This is a genomic window from Pelosinus sp. sgz500959, from assembly GCF_042610375.1.
GTDB lineage: Bacteria > Bacillota > Negativicutes > DSM-13327 > DSM-13327 > CTSoil-075.
In genome coordinates this window covers 182,168-202,837 of record NZ_JBGJZL010000002.1, presented here as the reverse complement: position 1 = coordinate 202,837, position 20,670 = coordinate 182,168, and the positions used below count along the sequence as shown (strand labels likewise).

At 37.6% G+C, this 20,670-nt stretch carries 16 protein-coding genes; 2 read left to right on the top strand and 14 right to left on the bottom strand.

Features of this window, described 5'->3' with window-relative positions; translation table 11 throughout:
• Positions 1–17: 17 nt before the first annotated feature.
• The 7 genes from hydF to ACAN52_RS03625 all read right to left on the bottom strand — a co-directional run bounded on the left by hydF (position 18) and on the right by ACAN52_RS03625 (position 11,519).
• Positions 18–1,256, bottom strand: coding sequence for a [FeFe] hydrogenase H-cluster maturation GTPase HydF (gene hydF, locus ACAN52_RS03655; protein ID WP_378952383.1), 1,239 nt, complete (start codon positions 1,254–1,256; stop codon positions 18–20).
• The gene (locus ACAN52_RS03650; protein WP_378952380.1) at positions 1,249–2,667 is read right to left on the bottom strand and encodes an aspartate ammonia-lyase; all 1,419 of its coding nucleotides are present in this window, start codon (positions 2,665–2,667) and stop codon (positions 1,249–1,251) included. The genes hydF and ACAN52_RS03650 overlap by 8 nt, the downstream gene beginning before the upstream one ends.
• 264 nt (positions 2,668–2,931) lie before the next feature.
• Positions 2,932–5,427 carry a diguanylate cyclase domain-containing protein gene (locus ACAN52_RS03645; RefSeq protein WP_378952377.1) on the bottom strand — a complete coding sequence of 832 codons (2,496 nt, stop codon included), beginning with the start codon at positions 5,425–5,427 and terminating at the stop codon, positions 2,932–2,934.
• A 382-nt stretch (positions 5,428–5,809) separates the two neighbouring features.
• On the bottom strand, positions 5,810–7,219 hold the full coding sequence (locus ACAN52_RS03640) for an amino acid permease (RefSeq protein WP_378952374.1): 1,410 nt from the start codon (positions 7,217–7,219) through the stop codon (positions 5,810–5,812).
• 90 nt (positions 7,220–7,309) lie between these two features.
• Positions 7,310–8,632: a 4-aminobutyrate--2-oxoglutarate transaminase gene (gene gabT, locus ACAN52_RS03635; RefSeq protein ID WP_378952370.1), complete on the bottom strand. Its 1,323-nt coding sequence runs from the start codon at positions 8,630–8,632 to the stop codon at positions 7,310–7,312.
• Between the two features lie 190 nt (positions 8,633–8,822).
• Positions 8,823–10,061 (bottom strand): PucR family transcriptional regulator, encoded by a 1,239-nt coding sequence (locus ACAN52_RS03630; protein WP_378952367.1) that lies wholly within the window; start codon positions 10,059–10,061, stop codon positions 8,823–8,825.
• Positions 10,062–10,097: 36 nt separating this feature from the next.
• Positions 10,098–11,519 (bottom strand): aldehyde dehydrogenase family protein, encoded by a 1,422-nt coding sequence (locus tag ACAN52_RS03625; RefSeq protein WP_378953096.1) that lies wholly within the window; start codon positions 11,517–11,519, stop codon positions 10,098–10,100.
• Positions 11,520–12,005: 486 nt separating this feature from the next.
• Between ACAN52_RS03625 and nspC the strand changes: the two genes are divergently transcribed.
• Complete coding sequence (nspC, locus tag ACAN52_RS03620) at positions 12,006–13,109, top strand: carboxynorspermidine decarboxylase (protein ID WP_378952364.1); 1,104 nt, start codon at positions 12,006–12,008, stop codon at positions 13,107–13,109.
• Between the two features lie 90 nt (positions 13,110–13,199).
• Positions 13,200–14,459 carry a saccharopine dehydrogenase family protein gene (locus ACAN52_RS03615; protein WP_378952361.1) on the top strand — a complete coding sequence of 420 codons (1,260 nt, stop codon included), beginning with the start codon at positions 13,200–13,202 and terminating at the stop codon, positions 14,457–14,459.
• An 89-nt stretch (positions 14,460–14,548) separates the two neighbouring features.
• Here ACAN52_RS03615 and metA read toward each other — a convergent pair whose 3' ends face one another.
• From metA to ACAN52_RS03580, 7 genes are all read right to left on the bottom strand, one after another.
• Positions 14,549–15,505, bottom strand: a complete 957-nt coding sequence (gene metA, locus ACAN52_RS03610; RefSeq protein ID WP_378952358.1) for a homoserine O-succinyltransferase — start codon at positions 15,503–15,505, stop codon at positions 14,549–14,551.
• A 242-nt stretch (positions 15,506–15,747) separates the two neighbouring features.
• On the bottom strand, positions 15,748–16,116 hold the full coding sequence (locus ACAN52_RS03605) for a hypothetical protein (protein ID WP_378952355.1): 369 nt from the start codon (positions 16,114–16,116) through the stop codon (positions 15,748–15,750).
• 234 nt (positions 16,117–16,350) lie between these two features.
• Complete coding sequence (gene buk, locus ACAN52_RS03600; protein WP_378952352.1) at positions 16,351–17,427, bottom strand: butyrate kinase; 1,077 nt, start codon at positions 17,425–17,427, stop codon at positions 16,351–16,353.
• Positions 17,411–18,343 carry a phosphate butyryltransferase gene (locus ACAN52_RS03595; protein ID WP_378952349.1) on the bottom strand — a complete coding sequence of 311 codons (933 nt, stop codon included), beginning with the start codon at positions 18,341–18,343 and terminating at the stop codon, positions 17,411–17,413. Before ACAN52_RS03595 ends, buk begins: the two co-directional genes overlap by 17 nt.
• Before the next feature lie 185 nt (positions 18,344–18,528).
• On the bottom strand, positions 18,529–18,942 hold the full coding sequence (locus ACAN52_RS03590) for a CBS domain-containing protein (protein WP_378952346.1): 414 nt from the start codon (positions 18,940–18,942) through the stop codon (positions 18,529–18,531).
• Positions 18,943–19,010: 68 nt separating this feature from the next.
• The gene (locus tag ACAN52_RS03585) at positions 19,011–19,526 is read right to left on the bottom strand and encodes a hypothetical protein (RefSeq protein ID WP_378952343.1); all 516 of its coding nucleotides are present in this window, start codon (positions 19,524–19,526) and stop codon (positions 19,011–19,013) included.
• A 154-nt stretch (positions 19,527–19,680) separates the two neighbouring features.
• On the bottom strand, positions 19,681–20,655 hold the full coding sequence (locus tag ACAN52_RS03580; RefSeq protein ID WP_378952340.1) for a Gfo/Idh/MocA family protein: 975 nt from the start codon (positions 20,653–20,655) through the stop codon (positions 19,681–19,683).
• Positions 20,656–20,670: the final 15 nt, after the last annotated feature.

Genomic DNA, 20,670 nt, shown 5'->3' with positions numbered 1-20,670 from the left:
ACTCTAGAGTCTTTATTTTACCACTCTCCATTTTTCACTAATCCTTCTGCCAATAAAGGAAAGGGTGATAAGGCTCTTGGCAAAATTCCCTGCAGAGCAGCAATCGCTACTCCATAATTGACAATCGGCACTCCTTGCTGCTGCGCTTCGACAATACGTCCTAACATTTCTCGTCGATTGAGCATACAAGCACCACAATGTACGACAAGTTTATATTGTGATACATTGTCAGGGAACGTCATGCCGCTCGCCCAGTCAAATTGTATTTCTCCTCCTACAAACTGGCGAATCCAACGTGGCAGTTTGACAGTGCCAATATCATCTTCCACTCGATGATGGGTACACCCTTCACTCATTAGGACTTTATCACCAGGCTGTAGGGCTAAGAGCGCTTTGGCACCTTCAACGAGTACTTCTAAATTCCCCTTATAACGTGCAAATAAAATAGAAAATGATGTTAGTAAAACATCGGACGGTGTATCGGCATCCGCCTTAAGAAAAGCTTGAGAATCTGTAATCACAATCCGAGGCTTTTTCTTCATATTGGCAATGCACTCTTTTAATTCTCGTTCTTTTACCACATACGCCATGGCATCACAATCCAAAACATCTCGAATGACTTGTACTTGCGGCAAAATGAGTCGTCCTTTAGGCGCTGCTAAATCAATGGGAGTGACTAACACGGCCGTATCACCTGGATTCAATAAATCACCAACAATGGTCTGGTTATCAAAATGAGCTGGTGCAGTTTTTACTAAAGCAATTTTCAAATCACTGATCCCTATTTTATGAAGAGCACTGACCATCACCAAATTTTCTATTCCAAGTTGTTGTTTTATTCTTTCCTGAAGAGATAAATCCATGTTCTGTCTGTCGATTTTATTTACAATTCCGATTAACGGAATGTTTTTTTCGCGACATAAGTTCACAATTTTTTCTTCTAATTCTCCCCCACCGATTTCAGGTTCCATGACTAAGAGGGCTAAATCAGTCTTGGACAATACTTCTAAAGACTTTTGAATACGCATTTGTCCAAGCTCACCATCATCATCAAGACCGGCCGTATCAATCATGACCACGGGTCCTAAGGGCAGAATCTCCATTGATTTATATACGGGATCTGTGGTTGTCCCTGCAATATCTGAAACAATGGCCACGTGTTGATTGGTTAAGGCATTGATTAAGCTTGATTTTCCAGCATTTCGCCGACCAAATAAGGCAATATGTAAGCGATTACCTCTTGGTGTACTATTCATGACCATCTCTCCTTTGCCATTTTATATCTTGCCCAATCACTCCGGCACGAGTAAGTTGTTGAGCTTGTAATAATTCAGAGATTTCTTCCTGGGTAAAGACATTTTCTTCTATTAATAGATCAATGACCTGCCGACCGCTATCAAGAGCTTTTTTAGCTAATCGGGCAGCCTTCTCATAACCAATCACAGGAGCAAGGACTGTAGCAAGAGCTGTGCTGTTTTTTACATGTTTCAAACATACTTCTGGCATAGCCTCTATATTGACAATACATTTTTCTGAGAATAAGCGCAAGGCTTTCGCCATTGACTCAAGGGATGATAATAAATTAACTGCGATCAATGGATAAAAAGCATTTAGTTCTAGTTGCCCACTTTGCACGGCTAAGGTAATAGCTAGATCATTAGCAATGACTTGATAGGCAACTTGGCTTACCATTTCAGGCATTACAGGGTTAACTTTGCCAGGCATAATCGAAGAACCGGCCTGGAGTTTTGGTAATTTAATTTCACCAAAAGGACTCGATGATAATAATCGTAAATCACTACTCATTTTAATCATAGTAGCAGCACAAGCCTTTAACATACCCGAGACCTCTACGAAGACATCTGCATTTTGCGTACCATCAATACTATTTTCATCCCGCGCTAGTCCGAGTCCGCTTAAACTTCTCAGCCTTTCAATGGCAATATAACTATATTTCCGTGGTGCATTAATCCCTGTACCAACTGCCGTTCCTCCTAAATTAACCTTACGCAGACGTTCCTCGACTTTATATAAACGCCAACGATCACGACTGATAGCTTCCGCCCATGCAGAAAATTCTTGACCTAAAGTCACTGGCACGGCATCTTGCATTTCCGTTCGTCCCAATTTTAGCACGCCACTAAATTCTTCCTCCTTACGCTGCAAAGCACCCTGCAAAGTAGCGCAAGCTTCCGAAAGTGGTAAGAGCAAACGAATCGCCGCGATCCTGAGTGCTGTAGGATAAACATCATTAGTCGATTGAGACATATTGACATGATCAAGAGGATGGACAAGATCATAATGCCCTTTTTCTCCTCCTAGTAGTTCAATGGCCCGATTAGCAATGACTTCATTCATATTCATATTCGTCGAAGTTCCTGCCCCGCCCTGAAAAGCATCCACAATAAAAGCATCAGCAAATTTTCCATCAGCAATGTCTCCCGCCGCTTGGAAGATAGCACTGCCAATATTGTTATCTAATAAGCCCATAGTCATATTGCTTTCGGCAGCAGCTTGCTTAACGATTGCCAACGATTTAATGAGTTCAGGATGGACTTTTTGTCTGGAGACATCAAAGTTTTGGGCGGCACGTAGAGTGTGAATGCCATAATAGGCCCCGCGAGGAATCAATTTTTCTCCTAAAAAGTCCGTTTCCGTACGATACATGGTTTTATTTTCTCCTCTCTCATGGACTGACTTAATACCGCGAAGGTCTATACTCATGATTTATATTCTATAGTTTGAGTTAAACACTATCAATAGGACAAGATAGATGCCATTTCTTTAATAGATTCTATCTATTTATATTTACTATAAAAATACAAAACTCCTGCAAGAATTATGATTATAATTCTTGCAGGAGTTTTATAAAATTATATTTTTTACCTCATCCTTATTTTTCTCATGTTCTCTAGCTATGTCAATCTGTCTTCACTTCATGGGGTTTGAAGATAATAAATTAATAAATTGCGTTGTAAGAACAGGGTCAAATTGAATTCCTGCAAATTTCCTCAATTCGATAAAGGCCTCCTCAGGTGCTACCGCTTTCCGATATGGACGATCATTGGTCATGGCATCATAGGTATCAGCCAATGCTAATATTCGACAAGCAAGAGGAATGTTTTCTCCAGAGATCCCCTGAGGATATCCTCCACCATTCCAATGTTCATGGTGACTTAAAATCCAATCGGCAATCGGAGATAAATCCGATACAGAGCTGGCAATGCGATAACCAATCTCTGTATGTTGACGCATGATGACCCATTCATCTTCGGATAATCGACCTGGTTTGAAGAGAATGTTATCAGGGATTCCAACTTTTCCAATATCATGAAAATGTGCCAATAGGCGAAGATCCGCAATCTGCCTTTCTGGTAAACCGATACTTTTACTAAAGTCTTCGACTAAATCCTGCAACCGATCACCGTGTCCTTCTGTCAAATAGTCTCGGGCTTCTAATGCTTTAACCAAGGCTTGTACAATTGCACTTTTAGCACTTTGTTTTTGATGCAGTTTCTCACGATACATATTGGTATCGGCCTCTTGAAATAAGGATTCCATGTCGGGTGGATTCTCTTTACTGATTGCATAACCAATCGAGACACTAATGGGAAACATAATATTTTCCTGGTTATAAATTTGTAATTGGTCACGAATATGGCAACACGTAGTCTCAAAATCTTTCTCAGTCTGATCATAAAGGAGTATAGCGAATTCATCACCGCCGATTCTTGCTACTACATCTTTTGGACCAAATGAACCTTTTAATATCATCGCAACATGCTTTAATACAACATCACCAGCTGCATGCCCTGTCGTATCGTTAATCAATTTTAATCCATCCACATCACAAATCATCAATCCCGTCGATCGATGATATTTCTTAGCTGAACGTTTCATATGCTCTTCAAAGTATGTGCGATTATATACATCAGTCAGACTATCATGCATACCGTTATATCTAAGTTGTTCCTCTATGTGATACCGATCCGTAATATCACGAATCATGGCCAAAACTTCCTTTGAACCATTTGGAACTAATCTAACTTCGTAATAATGTATTTTACCATCCAAAGGAAGTTGATATTCAAACGTTTGCAACGTCTTATTCACAAGCGCATGATGAATAGACTCCATTGTTAGCTCTGCAATATCTGCTGGAAAAACATCAAATATACTTTTTCCCAAAAACTGATCAGGCTCTATAAAGAGATTCTCTTGATGAGCTTTATAGTCTACAAATTCACCTTCATGATTGAGGATAAAAAGAGGATCTGGTATGGAATTCAATAGAGCTTGATTCGCTGACTGTAGCTTACGTAACTCTCTCTCAGTAGTCTGGCGTTCAGTAATTTCATCTTGATAGGATCGTAATAATGAAGTATTCGCAATAGTAAGAGAAGCCATATTGGCAAATTGTCCAAGAGCCTCTATTTCTTCTTTGGTAAAATTACGTTGTATTTCATAGTGGGCAAGACCAATTATACCAATCACTTCCTGGCCAGATTTAAGAGGTACTAGTAATAAGGCTGATACTGAGTCAAATGAAAAACCATGTTCTTTAAAAGAAAAATCAATGGAAAAAGGTGGTGGAGTTGTGACTTTATATGCAGAATAGTGATTGGCAACAACCGTTCCCTTGGTTTGATAAACTTTACCAGCAATTCCTTGATCAAAAGGAAATGATAATCCAATGCAGCAGGCATGGGTGCCAAGACCATGACTTTGATAAAATTGATTTTTTTCTTCATCAAAACGATAAATAAATCCATGAGATGTTTGGGCGAGTGTTGTAGCAGACCCTAAAATTTCTTGTAAAATATCTTCAGAGTTGGTATGGTTCATGAGATGAAGCACGCTTTCATGTAAGGAATATAACAAGAAATTTTTGCGTTGGAGTTCTTGATCCCGAGTTAATAGTTCATCAAATTGCTGTCTAAGTTCTTCTTCTGAAGCTAATAACTCTTCATAGGCTGCGCTCAATTCTTCATTTGTTGAATGATATTGATGTTCACTTTTTTTTAGCATTTCTTCGATGTGTGACATTTGTGAAATATCACGAATAATACTAATAATCAACTCTTTTTCGCCAAATTGGCATTTTCTCGAACTGACCTCGACAGAAAAGGTCGTTTTATTTTTACGAACGTGGACGGTACGAAAGAGAAGTCCGCGTTTTTGAGCAATTTTCATCTGAGAATGGACATTAACTGCTGTTTCAGGTAAACGAAGGTCAGTAATGCACATGCTTTTTAATTCTTCATGAGAATATTGATATGCGTCAAGAGCAGCCTGATTGCCGTACAAAATTTCTCCTTCACTACTCATGAGCAGGATAATATCTCGTGCTTGTTCCATTACAGAACGATAGATGTTTTTTTCGAAAATAGCATTAGAAGGTAAATAGGCATGATTAGTATGAATCATAAAAGAATCCTCCTGCAATGTATCTTATTTTCAAACTATCAAGAATTAATGGAAATTGATTTCAAAATTGAACTTTCAACATATAATAGAACTTTAAACTACTTAATTAAGTATTAAACATTTAATAAAGAAATACCTTCCATTATAGACAAAAAAATACTCTTTATCTCCGAAACTTATCCATTTTATAAAAAAAGACTTGTCTTGTGCCAAGTCCTCAGACGCAGCCAGAAGTCTTAGTCCTTCTTACTTGGAACCCTAGAAAGTGTTATGCTTTCTGATTACCTAAAAATACAAAAAAGTAGGACCTTCCTATTTTGAAGAAGGATACCTACTTTTTTGATTATTCATCATTTAGTTTTATATGATTACCAGCAATAAATTACCATTCTGTTTGAATCGTTAAATCGGCTTTTTCTTGTGATTTGCCAACTTTAAAGAATTTATATGCAATGTAAAGACCAGCATACCAAACAGGAGCAACATATAGACCCACTAAATTATCATGATCATATCCCATGCCTAATGTTACAGCAAGCATAAATGCTCCGACAATATAATTGGCATATGGATAGAAAGGCATTGGATATTTGAGTTTGGCAATTTGCTCACTGCTCAAACTTTTCCGCCATTTGTACTGAATATACATGATAAGAGACCAAGTCCACATACAACCTGTCGTCGTAATGGCTGACATGTAGTAAAACACACTGTCAGGAGCTACGTAGTTGAAATAAACACCGACTAGACAAACCGCACCAGAAAATAGAACACCATTGGCAGGAACTTGATTAGCAGACAGCTTACCTAAGAAAGCCGGCGCTTCATTTCTTAAAGCGAGACCATAGAGCATACGTCCACATACATACATGCAACTGTTGAGACAAGAAGCTGCTGAAGATAAAATGACAAAATTGATAATCGAAGCAGCATAAGGAATACCTGCTTTTTCAAAAATCATAACGAAAGGACTGACACCTTTGGGTAATGTTTCATAAGGAAATATAGAGAGTATCGCTACCATTGAGCCGACATAAAACACAAGCACTCGCCAAAATACTTTATCAATGGCTGATTTTAGCGAACGTTCAGGATCAGCAGCTTCACCAGCCGTAATCCCAATCAATTCAACTCCTGAATAAGCAAAGACAACCATGACTAGAGCCATCGAGACACCCGTCCAGCCAAAAGGCATGAATCCACCATGAATCCATAAGTTAGAAAAACCAATTGCCACACCATCATTACCAAATCCAAAGAGTATCATGGCAAAACCAACAAATAACATGGCTATAATGGTCACTACTTTAATCAAGGCAAACCAGAATTCAAATTCACCATAATATTTTACAGCAACTAGGTTGATTGCAATAATTAAAGCCAAACAAATCAATGCTGGAATCCATTGCTCAATATCAGGAGACCAATATCTCATATAAAGACCTACGGCAGAAATTTCAGCCATGCCTAATACAACCCATTGATACCAATAAGTCCACCCTGTAAAAAAAGATACTAACGGTCCACAAAAAACGCGCGCATAACCAGCAAAGGATGAGGAAACAGGATGTTCAACAGCAACTTCTCCTAGGGCACGTAACACAAAATACATCACGATACCACCAAGAGCATACGCTAAAGTGAGAGCAGGTCCTGCCATTTTACTTGCCTGAGCAGACCCCATAAAGAGAGCGACACCAATTACACCACCAATTGCAATAAGTTGAATATGCCTGTCTTTAAGGTCCTTTTTCAAATTCTCTTTTTCCAGATGTAAAGTTTGTTCTTTCATAGCCATTCTCCTCCTTTTTCATATAAAAAAGACGCATATCAACAACATTATCCGTCGTTGACAAGCGTCTTTGCTTGCAAATATTTTGTTTTACATCTCTTCAGCAGCAGCTCGCAGAATACTTTGTTCTAATACTGTAAGCCCACGATCTAATTCTTCGTCCGTAACTACCATCGGGATTAGTAATCGAATGACATTGCTGAAAATACCAGCACTAATTAACATGACTCCTTGCTCTAAACAGTATTTTACAATTTTACCCGTTAATTCTTTTGCAGGTTCTTTTGTTTGTCGATCTTTGACGAGTTCAATACCAATCATTGAGCCGACACCTCTAACATCACCAATGATACTGCATCGATCCTGCAGAGTTTTTAATCTCGCCATCGTGATATTACCTATTTTTCCAGCTCGATCACAAAGTTTCTGTTCTTCGATAAACTTGATCGTTTCCACCCCTGCCACACAGGCTAATGGATTTCCACCATAGGTTCCGCCAATATTTCCAGCATCAGGTGCATCCATATATTGAGCCTTGCCTGTTACAGCACTGAGCGGCATACCTGCGGCAATTGATTTGGCTGTCGTCATGATATCCGGTTCTACACCCCAGTTTTCAATTGCAAACATTTTTCCTGTGCGACCAAACCCAGTTTGCACTTCATCTGCAATGAATAAAATGCCCTTACTTTCGCAAATTGCTTTGAGACCTGGCAAAAATTCTGGTGGTGGTACAATAAAACCACCTTCACCCTGCACTGGCTCAATAATCATAGCGGCAATGTGCTCGGCATCAATTTCCGCCGTAAAAAACCGTTCAAAATTTTCGAGACAATGCATACCACAGCCTGGATAGGTAGAACGATAATGGCACCGATAGCAATAGGCAGAAGGTACTTTATATGTTTCTGGTGCAAAAGGTCCAAACCCATATTTGTAAGGTTTCACTTTACTTGTTAGACTCATGGTCATAAAGGTACGACCATGAAATGCACCTTCAAAAGAGATAATCCCTGTTCTTTTTGTAGCATGACGAGCAATTTTCACCGCATTTTCTACGGCTTCTGCACCACTGTTGGCAAACATGGTTTTTTTTGGTGACGAACCTGGCATCAAAACATTCATTTTTTCTGCTAATTCTACATAAGGTTCATACATACCAATGGCAAAAAATGAATGAAGTAATTTATCTGCTTGTTTTTGTATCGCTTTGACAACGGGTTCTGGACAATGCCCAACATTTAACACTCCTACACCCGCGTAAAAATCTAAATATTCCTTACCATCTACATCTGTAATGACAGCCCCACTTGCCTTTTCTACAAACACTCCTGTGGAATTAGCAATCCCCCTAGCAACCGCATTATTCTTACGCTGAATTAACTTTTCTGCCTTAGTTGCAATTTGGCTCATTCTAAACCCCTCCTTAACAATTATGATTAAAAATAAAAACGCTGAAGATATCCTCCAAGGATATACATTCAGCGCCGTTGCTAAATACATCAGTGATTTTTTCTATAGTTAAATAGTATCAGATCTACATTCTTGCGTCTATGTGAAGGTGTTACAGAATATCTTACATGATTTTGTGATATATTAATTTTCATCTCCGCAACTCATGAGCACCGGTTTCACTTGTCAATTGTTTTCCAACAATAACCCCGAGTTGTAATGTGAGCCGATCATAAGGGTCATCTAAACTTCGACCCGTAATTTCCTCAATTTTCTTCAATCGATAATCAAGGGTGTTACGGTGAACAAATAGACGTTTGGCAGTTTTGGCTGCATTACAATTTTCCTCAAAATAGACAAACAAACTCGAAACCATATCCATGTGATGTTTACAATCATATACATTGAGAGGTTCAATGACTTCCTGATAATACATCGCCAGTTTTTCAGGCTCAATTTCAAATAGCAGCTTATATATACCTAGCTGTTCATAGGCGTATATGGATTTCGAAGCTGTCTTTAACTCAGCAAAACGTAAGACTTTAATCGCCTGCAGATAACTCTTTCTAGCAGACTGCAAGCTTTCAAATCGACCGCCCAAACCAGCAGTCACAGCTAAATCAGGAATATCAATTAAAAATTTTTCTAAAACTTCCTCTAAAATAATAATATTAGGATTTACTCCTGCCTGCTCGTTCTCATAAGGCATAAGTAATACAACATCATCTCCCCATAACATGTGGAGGATTTTTTGACCACGTCTGGTTAATACTTGGCGGACAACTTGTTCAAAACGCATTTTAAAGGATACTAAGGATTTCTCATCCTTAATCTTTTTCGCTTTTAAAAATTCACTTAAACAGGTCGGACTTACAATGGCAACTTGATGAGGTTTCGTCAGATCATAATCATAGTAGGCAGCACGCTGAATTAAGATCTCAGGATCTGCTAAAGGAAAAAGTAACAGTTGTTCCAGAAAATCTTTCACTGATCGCTCTTCTGTTTGTTTCATGACAATATGACTGCACAATTCCCTCGTGACTTCGATGATTTTTACCTCCCAAGGTAATTCAAAAATGGGGAAATCAGCTTGATCTGCTAGAGCAATCACTTCCTGAGGGACTTCCTTAATATAAGGACCGATATTCACAATCAGCCCAGCTAACTTTTTCTTTATAATTCCTCGCACAATATCGTTAAGCTTACTTATATCACCATTCAAACCGATACCAGTAATGATCAGAAGTTCGCCACCTTGCACCCATGGGATAACATCAGGCAAATCTAGAAAATGTACCCAACGCACCAATCGATCCAAACCAGATCTTCCTGCCACAATAGTTAGTTTACGAAGGGAAGGTAAATTGATAATTTCATGGCAACTGATCATAACTGGCACTCTCCTCACGGTTTGAATTATTATCGCCTATTTGAAATTAAAAACAATTAATTTCTCTTCCGTCATTTCTTTGACTGTATACTGGGGACCTTCTCTGCCAATTCCACTTTCTTTAATACCACCATAAGGCATATTATCGGTCCTAAATGTCGCACCATCATTGATGATCACGCCGCCAGTTTCGATTTTTATGGCACATAGGCGGGCAATTTCAATAGAATTGGTAAATACACCAGCTTGCAAACCATAAACAGAATCGTTAACCATCTCGATGGCTTCTTCAATTGTATCATAAGGTATAATGGAAAAAATAGGTGCAAATGCTTCCATACATACAATCTTCATATCAGGTTGTACATCAGTTACAATCGTAGGCTCAACCCAAGCACCGCGACGTTTTCCACCGACCAAAATCTTCCCTCCTCGCTCTACGGCTTCATTGATCCATTGTTCAGCTCGCATGGCCTCTTGCTCACTAATCATCGGTCCAATATCAGTGGCAGGATCAAGAGGATTGCCCATAACTAATTTTTCTGTATAAGCTACTGCTTGTTCACAAAAAGCAAGATAAACACTGCGGTGAACATAAACCCGTTGACAAGAAATACAAACTTGTCCAGCATTTGCAAAAGCATACTTCACGCAAAGTTCTGCTGTCGCCCTAATATCGGCATCATTATGTACGATATTTGCTGAATTTGATCCCAGTTCGAGAGCTACACGACGGAAACCTGCACTTTTCATCAAACTTTTACCTACAGCTGGGCTACCAGTAAAACTGTAAAAATTAATTCGTTGTTCATCTGTCAACAGTTTTCCTAACTTTGCCCCAGAGCCTGTCAACAAATTCAAATAACCATCAGGCAGTCCTGCCTCTGCAAAAAGTTCACACAATAATACGGCAGATAAAGGAGTCACCGTTGCTGGTTTATAAACTACAGAGTTTCCTGCAGCAAGTGCAGGACCAATTTTATGACAAGCCAGATTCAGCGGGAAATTAAAAGGAGTAATGGCGCAAACAACGCCCACAGGCATCCGCATGGTAAAAGCTAATCGCTCACCGCATCCTGGCGCGCCTGAAAGAGGAACCATCTCACCAGTCATCCGTTTTGCTTCTTCAGCAGAAAGGATGAGTGTTTGCTTTGCTCGCACGACTTCTGACATGGCTTCCTTAATGGGTTTCCCTACCTCTTCAGACAGAAAACCTGCCATTTTTTCTTGATTATTCATAAGAAGCTCACTAACCTTCATTAATATTTCATAACGTCGATAGGGCTCTATCTTTATCGTCTTAAAAGCTCTTTCGGCAGCATCAACGGCTTTTGTGACCTCTATTTCACCAGCCACAGAAATGAGAGCACACTCATTACCCGTTCCTTTATTTAGCACACCAATTTTTTCATCAGTTACAATCCATTTACCTTCAATAAATAAGCCATATTCTTTCATCATAAGATCCTCCCATTCGATAAATTTACACTTCCTGCTTATATAAAAAAGAGACTGAAAAATCATGTATTACATACACATGATTTTTCAGTCTCCATTGACTATCAATCGTTTGCAGGAATTGTTCGTGTTTTGTCTAGAATAACAGACTTTTTAAGGTCGGTCAATGGAAATGCATTGTGAATAGTTCACATAAAAATAACTTTTAATTGTGATAATATCACAGTCAAAAGTTTAAAATTTCATTTTATAAAATGCCCTTTACTATCAAATCATCACCAATTTCAATTGATCACCATTAGGATATAATTTACAATTCCAGTAAAGAATGATTACTTTTTATTGAGTAAAGAGAATTGTTTTCTTCATTATAAAAGATTTTTAGATAAAAATGAGGTAAATTACGCTTATTTTCAACCTTTTATCGACAAATGGAATCTTTTTTGTTATCATTAAATGCAGTAAAAAATCGTAGGAGTTTATAAAATGAATATAACGACCCCTTATTACCTCGTTGACGAAAAAAAACTGCTGCGCAACTTACAGATAATTCAGCAGGTCAAACAACTTTCTGGAGCAAAATCAGTCCTAGCCCTTAAATGTTTCTCCACCTGGTGTGTATTCGACTTGATGCAGCAATATATGGATGGTACAACTTCCAGTTCCCTTTTTGAAGCACGCCTAGGATTTGAAAAATTCGGCAAAGAAACTCATGCCTATTGTGTAGGCTATTCCGAAGAAGACATCCTGGCCGTCACTCAATTTGCCGACAAAATTATCTTTAATTCAATTTCACAATTAGAGCGCTATTACGACAAGGCAAAATCGGCAAAAATTGGTTTGCGAGTTAATCCAGGTATCAGTCATTCACACTTTGATTTAGCTGATCCAACACGCAAGTATTCGCGACTCGGTGTAGCCGATAAAGCTGGGTTAGAAAAACATCTTTCCCGCATTAGCGGTCTCATGTTTCATTACAATTGTGAAAATGATGATTTTGATGCTTTTGCTGCGCAACTTGATCAGATTGGTGAATCTTATGGTGATATTCTCAAAAAGCTGCAATGGGTCAGCCTTGGCGGAGGTATATACTTCACGAAAGAAGGGTATCCCGTAGAAAAATTCGCCAAAAAATTAGCAGATTTTTCCAGAGAATTTGATGTGCAAATCTATTTAGAACCAGGCGAAAGTGCCATTACTGGCTCTGCTGAGCTAGTAACCAAGGTTGTTGATGTCGTACACAATGAAATGGATATTGCCATCGTTGATGCCTCTGTAGAAGGTCATATGCTGGATTTATTGATTTACCGCTTGTCAGCGAAAGTTGAAGAAGAAGCTTCAAATACTCATCAATACATGGTAGCTGGACGTTCATGTCTTGCGGGCGATGTATTTGGAACCTTCCATTTTAAAGATGAACTAAAAATCGGCAGTGAAGTTCGCTTTGCGGATGCAGCTGGTTACACAATGGTCAAGAAAAATTGGTTCAATGGTCTGCAGATGCCGGCCATCGCCGTACGAAGATTGGATGATACTGTAGAGGTCATAAGAGAATTCGGTTATACGGATTTTTTAAACAGTTTATCATAATAGATTTGCAAGAAAAAACTAAGTCATTCTTACTTGGAATCAAGAATCTATTTTATTTTCTGATTCCGCAAAAAATTGGGGAGGTATAAAATGAAAAAGAATGTTTTAATTGTCGGTGCTGGCGGGGTGGCCCATGTTGTTGCTCATAAATGTGCTATGAATAACGATGTTTTGGGTGATATTTGCATTGCGTCCCGTACCCAGCAAAAATGCGATGAAATCATCGAAAGCGTAATGCGTAAAAATCACTTGAAGGATTCTTCAAAAAAAATCTATTCACGACAAGTGAATGCTTTGGACGTCCCGTCCTTAGTCGACTTAATCAAGGATACACAATCTGAAATTGTAATTAATGTTGGGCAGTCTTATATTAATATGTCGGTTCTCGAGGCTTGTATCGAAGCTGGTGCCGTATATATGGACACCGCTATTCACGAAGAGCCTGATAAGGTTTGTGAAAACCCACCTTGGTATGCTAATTACGAATGGAAACGCAAAGAACGTTGCGCTGAAAAAGGAATTACTGCTATTTTAGGAATTGGTTTTGATCCTGGCGTAGTCAATGCTTGGTGTGCTTTGGCTCAAAAAGAGTATTTTGATACGATTGATACCATTGACATTCTAGATGTTAACGCTGGTAGTCATGGTAAATATTTCGCAACCAACTTCGATCCTGAAATTAACTTCCGTGAATTTAAAAAAGTATGGACTTGGGTTGATCGAAAATGGGTGTTACAAGATGTACATTCTATAAAAGTAGACTATGATTTCCCTGTGGTAGGAAGTTGTCCAGTATACTTGACAGGACACGATGAATTACATTCCTTATCAAAGAATATTGACGCAAATTCTATTCGCTTCTGGATGGGTTTTGGCGATCATTATTTGAATGTGTTTTCTGTTTTGTCTAATATTGGTCTTACCTCAGAAGTACCTTTAACAATTTCTGATGGTGTAGAAATTTCACCACTTCAGGTGTTAAAGGCTCTATTGCCAGATCCTTCTTCTCTAGCCCCTAACTATACTGGCAAAACTTGCATCGGTAATTATATCAGTGGTACCAAAGACAATGAGAAGCGAGAAATTTTCATTTATAATACATGCGATCATGCTGAGTGTTACCAAGAAGTCGAATCCCAAGCTATCAGCTATACTGCAGGGGTTCCACCAGTAGCAGCAGCTATTTTGGTCGCACGTGGCGACTGGGATGTGAAGCACATGGTGAATGTGGAAGAATTAGACCCTAAACCATTTATTGCTTTACTTGATAACATGGGTTTACCTACAGTCGTTGTTGAAAAACCTATCTCCTTTGTTTCGCCAATCATTGAATCATTGGAATCTATTTGATTTTTATATAAAGGAAATATAATCTTTCTAATTGCACTAACATCAAACGCGACTCGCTACGAGTCGCGTTTTTTTATTGCTATTGATTTTTAAATTCCATCTCCCCAAAGTCCACTTAAGTCACTTGAACCTGTTAAATTTTCAAGATCAAAAGGTGTTCCTTGATAGACATAGTAATTTAGCCAATTGGCAAACAGCAAATTCGCCGCACTTCTCCAGCGTACCACTGGCGTTTGCTTAGGATCATCATTTGGATAATAATTAGCTGGAATATTAATTGGCAAACCTTGAGCAACATCACGATCATACTCGGCTTTGAGAGTCAGAGGATCATATTCGGAGTGACCAGTGATAAATAAACGACGGTATTTTTTATCGGTCACAGCATAGATACCCGCTTCTTCTGATTGAGAAAGGATACATAATTGAGGGATTTTACAAATATCTTCTCCCTTGACTTCTGTATGGCGAGAATGCGGGACATAAAATACATCATCAAAGCCACGAAATAACATTTTCTCTTTAATATTGACAGTGTGAGGAAATACACCAAACATTTTTTTCGGCAAATCATATTTCGGAATGCCATAATGATGATATAAAGCGGCTTGAGCCCCCCAGCAAATATGAAGGGTCGAATATACATTGGTTTTACTCCAATCCATAATTTCACACAACTCTTTCCAGTAGTCAACTTCCTCAAAAGGAATTTGTTCAACTGGAGCTCCAGTAATAATCATACCGTCATATTTTCGATTTTTCACATCCGCAAAAGTTTCGTAAAATTTAACTAAATGTTCTTGTGGTGTATTTTTAGGTTCATAAGTTGCAGTATATATAAAATCAAATTCTACTTGTAGCGGTGAATTTCCTAGTAAACGAAGTAATTGAGTCTCTGTGACAATTTTCGTAGGCATTAAATTTAACAATAAGATTCGTAGAGGGCGTATATCTTGAGAATAAGCGCGATCATCATCTATTGCAAAAATATTTTCTTTTTCAAGTATATCAACAGCAGGCAATTTATTCGGGATTTTTATAGGCATAGCTTACACTCCTTTGCATTGGTGTATCTTGTGTAGCAATTCAACATCGTTCCCTTTCATAAACTGTTTAACGTTACACTTATCCTTATTATTCAATACTTTCTTTTATATTCCTGCACAGTATTAATTTTTAGTACGAATATTCAAAACAAATATAGTAAAAAAGTACTATTTGCTTATAAAAACAAATAGTACTTCTTAATCATAAAACCTCTTTAACATAGTTACTTGAGAAAAATTGTTCAATAAATAAAGGGCACCTTCATATTTTTCTGTTTCTCATATAATTCAACTTCAAGTTGAAGCCTCTCAAGTATGATTTTCCCTACCATATCTTGCACTTGTTTGGCAGTATGTTCAACCCCCATCTCGATCGATAATAAAAGAGCATCAGCTTGTTCACGAGACATATTAGGTGGAACTACTAGATCAAATGTAGGCTCAAAATATTGGTTAGCATAATTTTTTATAAAATAATTCATGCGATTACTAATATAATCGATAAAATCCCTATCAGCTTCTATTTCAGCTAAATAATCTCGGATATATCGATCTATTTCTTCTAAAGGTTGTTCATTTTGTATGGGAAATGGAATAATTTTTGCAGCCAAAATAATGCCTCCTTTTGCAACATACCAATCCTTATTTTAAAGTTGTGAACTCTCATTTTTGTTATTTTTTTATTATCTCATTATTATATTTAGTTTATATTTAGTTTTTCATACATAAGAAAAGATTTTTAAGGTAGTATATGAATAGCTGGTGCAGACTCTAATAAAAAGAGTTTACACCAGCTAGTTAATAAATTTATTAAATTTAATCATTGTTCATAGAATGAAGTGATATTACTTGTACTCTTTCTCCTGTTCTTCACCTTTAAGTACTCGTAATGCACCTTCTGCAAGAGCCATCATTTCATGTTCGCCTGGAATGATCTTAACATCGGCAATAAATTTTACCCGATCAGCAATGAGTTTTATTAGCGTTTGATCATAGGCAAGTCCGCCTGTTAAAATAATGGCATCTACCTTACCATATAATACGGCAGCATCACCTGCTATTTCTTTTGCAATTTGATAAGCCATTGCTTCATAGATTAATTTGGCTTTCTGATCGCCAGCTTGGATCATCCTTCCCACTTCTCTGCCATCATTTGTGCCTAAGTATCCTACCAATCCGCCCTTACCTGCAATAATCTTCTTAGCTTCACTAAGAGTATACTTTCCTGAGAAACAAAGTTCAATCATATGACCAGTGGCGATTCCGCCTGCCCTCTCTGGTGAAAATGGTCCTTCTCCATAAAGCCCATCATTGACATCAATCACTTTGCCACCTTGATGAACTCCAACTGTTATACCGCCGCCCATATGGGCAATGATTAAATTGGCTTCTTCATAGGTTTTTCCTAATTCTTTTGAAACCTTTCGTGCAACAGCTTTTTGATTTAAAGCATGAAATATGCTCGATCGATCATATCCAGGTAAACCCGAAATGCGTGCAAGATCAGCAAGTTCATCGACAACAACAGGATCGACAATATAAGAAGGGATGTTTAATTGATCAGCAATCTCCTTTGCAATCACACCACCTAAATTTGATGCATGCTCCCCTCTTTCTGCACGTTGCAAAGTTTCAATCATCCTCTGATTGACTGCATAGGTGCCACCTTCAATCGGCTTTAATAATCCACCACGCCCGACTATGGCATCTAAACTATCAATCTCAATACCTTTTTCTTTTAACATTTGAAGAATTCCACTTTTTCTAAATTCAAATTGTTTGATCACACTTTTAAAAGATGATAACTCTTCATTAGAGTATCTGGCCACTTGTTCAGTTATTAACTCCTCATTATCATAAACTGCAATTTTAGTTGATGTTGACCCAGGATTAATGGCGAGTATTCTAAAGTTTTTTTTCATTGAAATCCTCCTCATCAATACTTGCCATCAATACACCAATGGCGATTGAATTTAGTTTTGTACTGTCAGAATCAGCTCTCGAGGTTAATACAATCGGTACTTTAGCTCCCACAATAATCCCTGCAATCTTACTTTGTGCAAAAAATACGATAGATTTATAAAGGACATTTCCTGCTTCAATCGAAGGCATAACCAATATCTCAGCATAACCAGCTACTAAACTCTTAATTCCTTTATGTTTAGCAGCTTCAATAGATATAGCATTATCCAGTGCAAGAGGACCTGCTACAATGCAGCCATTTAATTCACCGCTTTCATTCATTTTCACAAGTTCTGCCGCATCAAAGGTAGCCTGCATTTTAGAATTTTCTTTTTCGATTGCACAAATGCAAGCTACTTTAGGATTATGATTACCAAGAGCATTGGCAACCTGCACTCCATTCTCAATAATTTGTTTTTTAGTCTTGAGATCAGGTGCAATATTCATTGCACCATCTGTAATGTAAAATAATCGATCATACCCATCGATATCGGCTACAGCAACATGAGACAATACTTTGTCGGTTCGAAGTCCAATTCCATCTTCAAGTGCGGCTTTAAGAATAAGGGCTGTATCAACCATCCCTTTCATCAGAATCTGAGCCTCCCCGATTGAAACAAGTTGTACTGCTAATCGGCAAGCTTCTGTATGATCATTTTCTCCATAGATGGTAAAAGCATCAATATCGATATGATGATCTTGTGCAATCTGCCTAATTTCTTTTTCATTTCCTATTAATAACCCATCAGCGATCCCTAACTCTTTAGCATTTTTTATCGCAAGTAAAACGTCTAAATCTTGGGCGACTGCAACAGCAATGGTTTTAGGTCCTTTAACCTGAGCAACTTTTATGATATCTTCAAATTTTTTTATCATCACATTACCCCATTCTATTTTTTTGCATCCACCAATGTAATTTTATAAATTCCGAAATTTTATTCTTTTATAAGTGTATTAATATTCCATTATAGTTGTCAACATTTTTCTGAATTTTACATATAAAAAGCAGCTCAACCGATTATTAAGCCGACTGAGCTGCTAGGATAATTTCTATTTTAAAATTATTTTTTTAAGTAATTACATTGCGTCGCATAATACTCAATAATTTCGCTACGACGAATGATGCCGATAAAGATTTCTCCATCATCTACCACTGGGACAAAATTTTGAACAATCGCTAATGAAAGTAAGTCCTCCATTTCCGCATTAACCCGTACTGGAGTATTATTCATCCGTAAAGGAATGTCTTTGATCATAACCCGTGCAGTATCAATAAAAGTTAAACCAGGTGTATTTTTCATTTTCCATAGTAAATCTCCTTCAGTAATTGTCCCAACGTATTTACCATGTTCATCAACAAGAGGAACAGCCGTATAACGATGATGTTCCATTTTTTCAAGAGCTTGACGCATCGTAGAATTCATAGGTAAATAAACAACTTCATTTTTAGGAACCAAAAAAAATGCAATATTCATGAAAACTACTCCTTTATTTATACTATTTATCAAGAAAAAAGACCTCTAAGGTAGAAACCTTGAAAGCCTCAATAAAAATCACTTTCATATTCCCTCACAATTTCTTGCAGGCGAACTAAATTCTCGACAAGCACCTCATTGGCTTCTTCTCTAAGCTCTTGGAGCTCTGCTAGCAAAGTTTCATAGCTTGATTCCAGAGGTAGGGTCATTGTTTTTTTTATGTCAATATCGATATCTTCGAACATCATGAGTTCCATGATTTCTTCCATCTTGTCATTACCCAATTTTTGAACACTTTTTAAGGTCTTTTTAATTAACTCTGCTGTATCTTCTGTAATTTCTTTTACACTCAGCAGATAATCATTTTCTCGGCGTTCGATAGAGTAGTAAAGGTTTCCTCGCTCATTTGATCCATCAAATACAAATGGCTCACCCACTTTAATCGCTTCCAATATGCGCTCTTCAATTTCGAGATAGATATCGTCTAGCCCTAAATGACTGGTCTTTTCGTCACCATAGGTCAATGAATATTTTGGGGTCTGCTTTGAAATGGGTTTCATATTTTCATTTTCAAAATTTACCACTTAGAATTCCTCCGATTGCTGTTTAAAAGGATTCCCAATCCTTCCACCGATTATTATATTATCTTTGCTCATGATATGCAATTATATAAAATGGACTAAAAGAAAGAATTAAGAAGGGCTCTTCCTTTACAAAATTACAAAGGAAGAGCCCCTCTTATGATTCAAAAGGATATTTTATTCCCCATTGCCTTCTCACTTCATCCATGATATCCATGACATCAATCGATAACTCTAATGTATTCATTGCATTTTTTTCTAAAATATAATCAGTCATATCTTGTATTTCATATTGTAATGCTTGTGAGGTTTCACCAGCGTCTATCATCTCTACTTTACCATCTAAATAGTTGATCGTAGCTTGAGATGCTCTTGGAAAGTTATCAATCGTGATAAAACCTAATTCCCCTGCAATAACGCCTCTCTTTGGCATTTTCGCCCTCATGGTTAGGGAAATCACTGCAATTTCATCCATTGAATTTTTTAGTATAATGGCCGACTGCTCATCGACACCAGTTTCAAATTTTTTCATAGTCGTTAAAATTTCAGTTGGCGGGCCCGAAAGAAAATATCGTGTAAATGATAAGGCGTACGTTCCAATATCAAGAAGAGCCCCGCCCGCTAAGTCTTTGCTGAAAAAACGATTGTTCACATCATATTCTTTACAGCTGCCAAAAGATACCTGAATCATTTTAAGCTTTCCAATTTGCCCCGAATTAATAATTTGACGTATTTTTTTATATAATGGCATATGATAAATTGTCATTGCCTCTGCAACGATTAAATTTTTCTGTATTGCTAACTGAGCAATTTCTTTTAGCTGATGACTGTTTATAGTGATTGCTTTTTCGCAAAATACATGTTTATTATTGTGAAGGCTTTTCATAATATATTCGTAATGATTGCAATGAGGAGTGGAGATATATACAATATCAATTTCATGATCTTCTAACATTTCTTCGTAATTACCATAAAATTTTTCAATCTGATAGCGAGTTGCAAACGCCTTTGACTTTTCAAGGTTTCTTGATCCTACTGCATAAACGCTACCATTCACTGTGATAATAGCTTGCGCAAAGTCTTCTGCAATCTTACCTGGTCCTAATATAGCCCACTTTAACTTACTCATCATTTATCAATCCTTTTT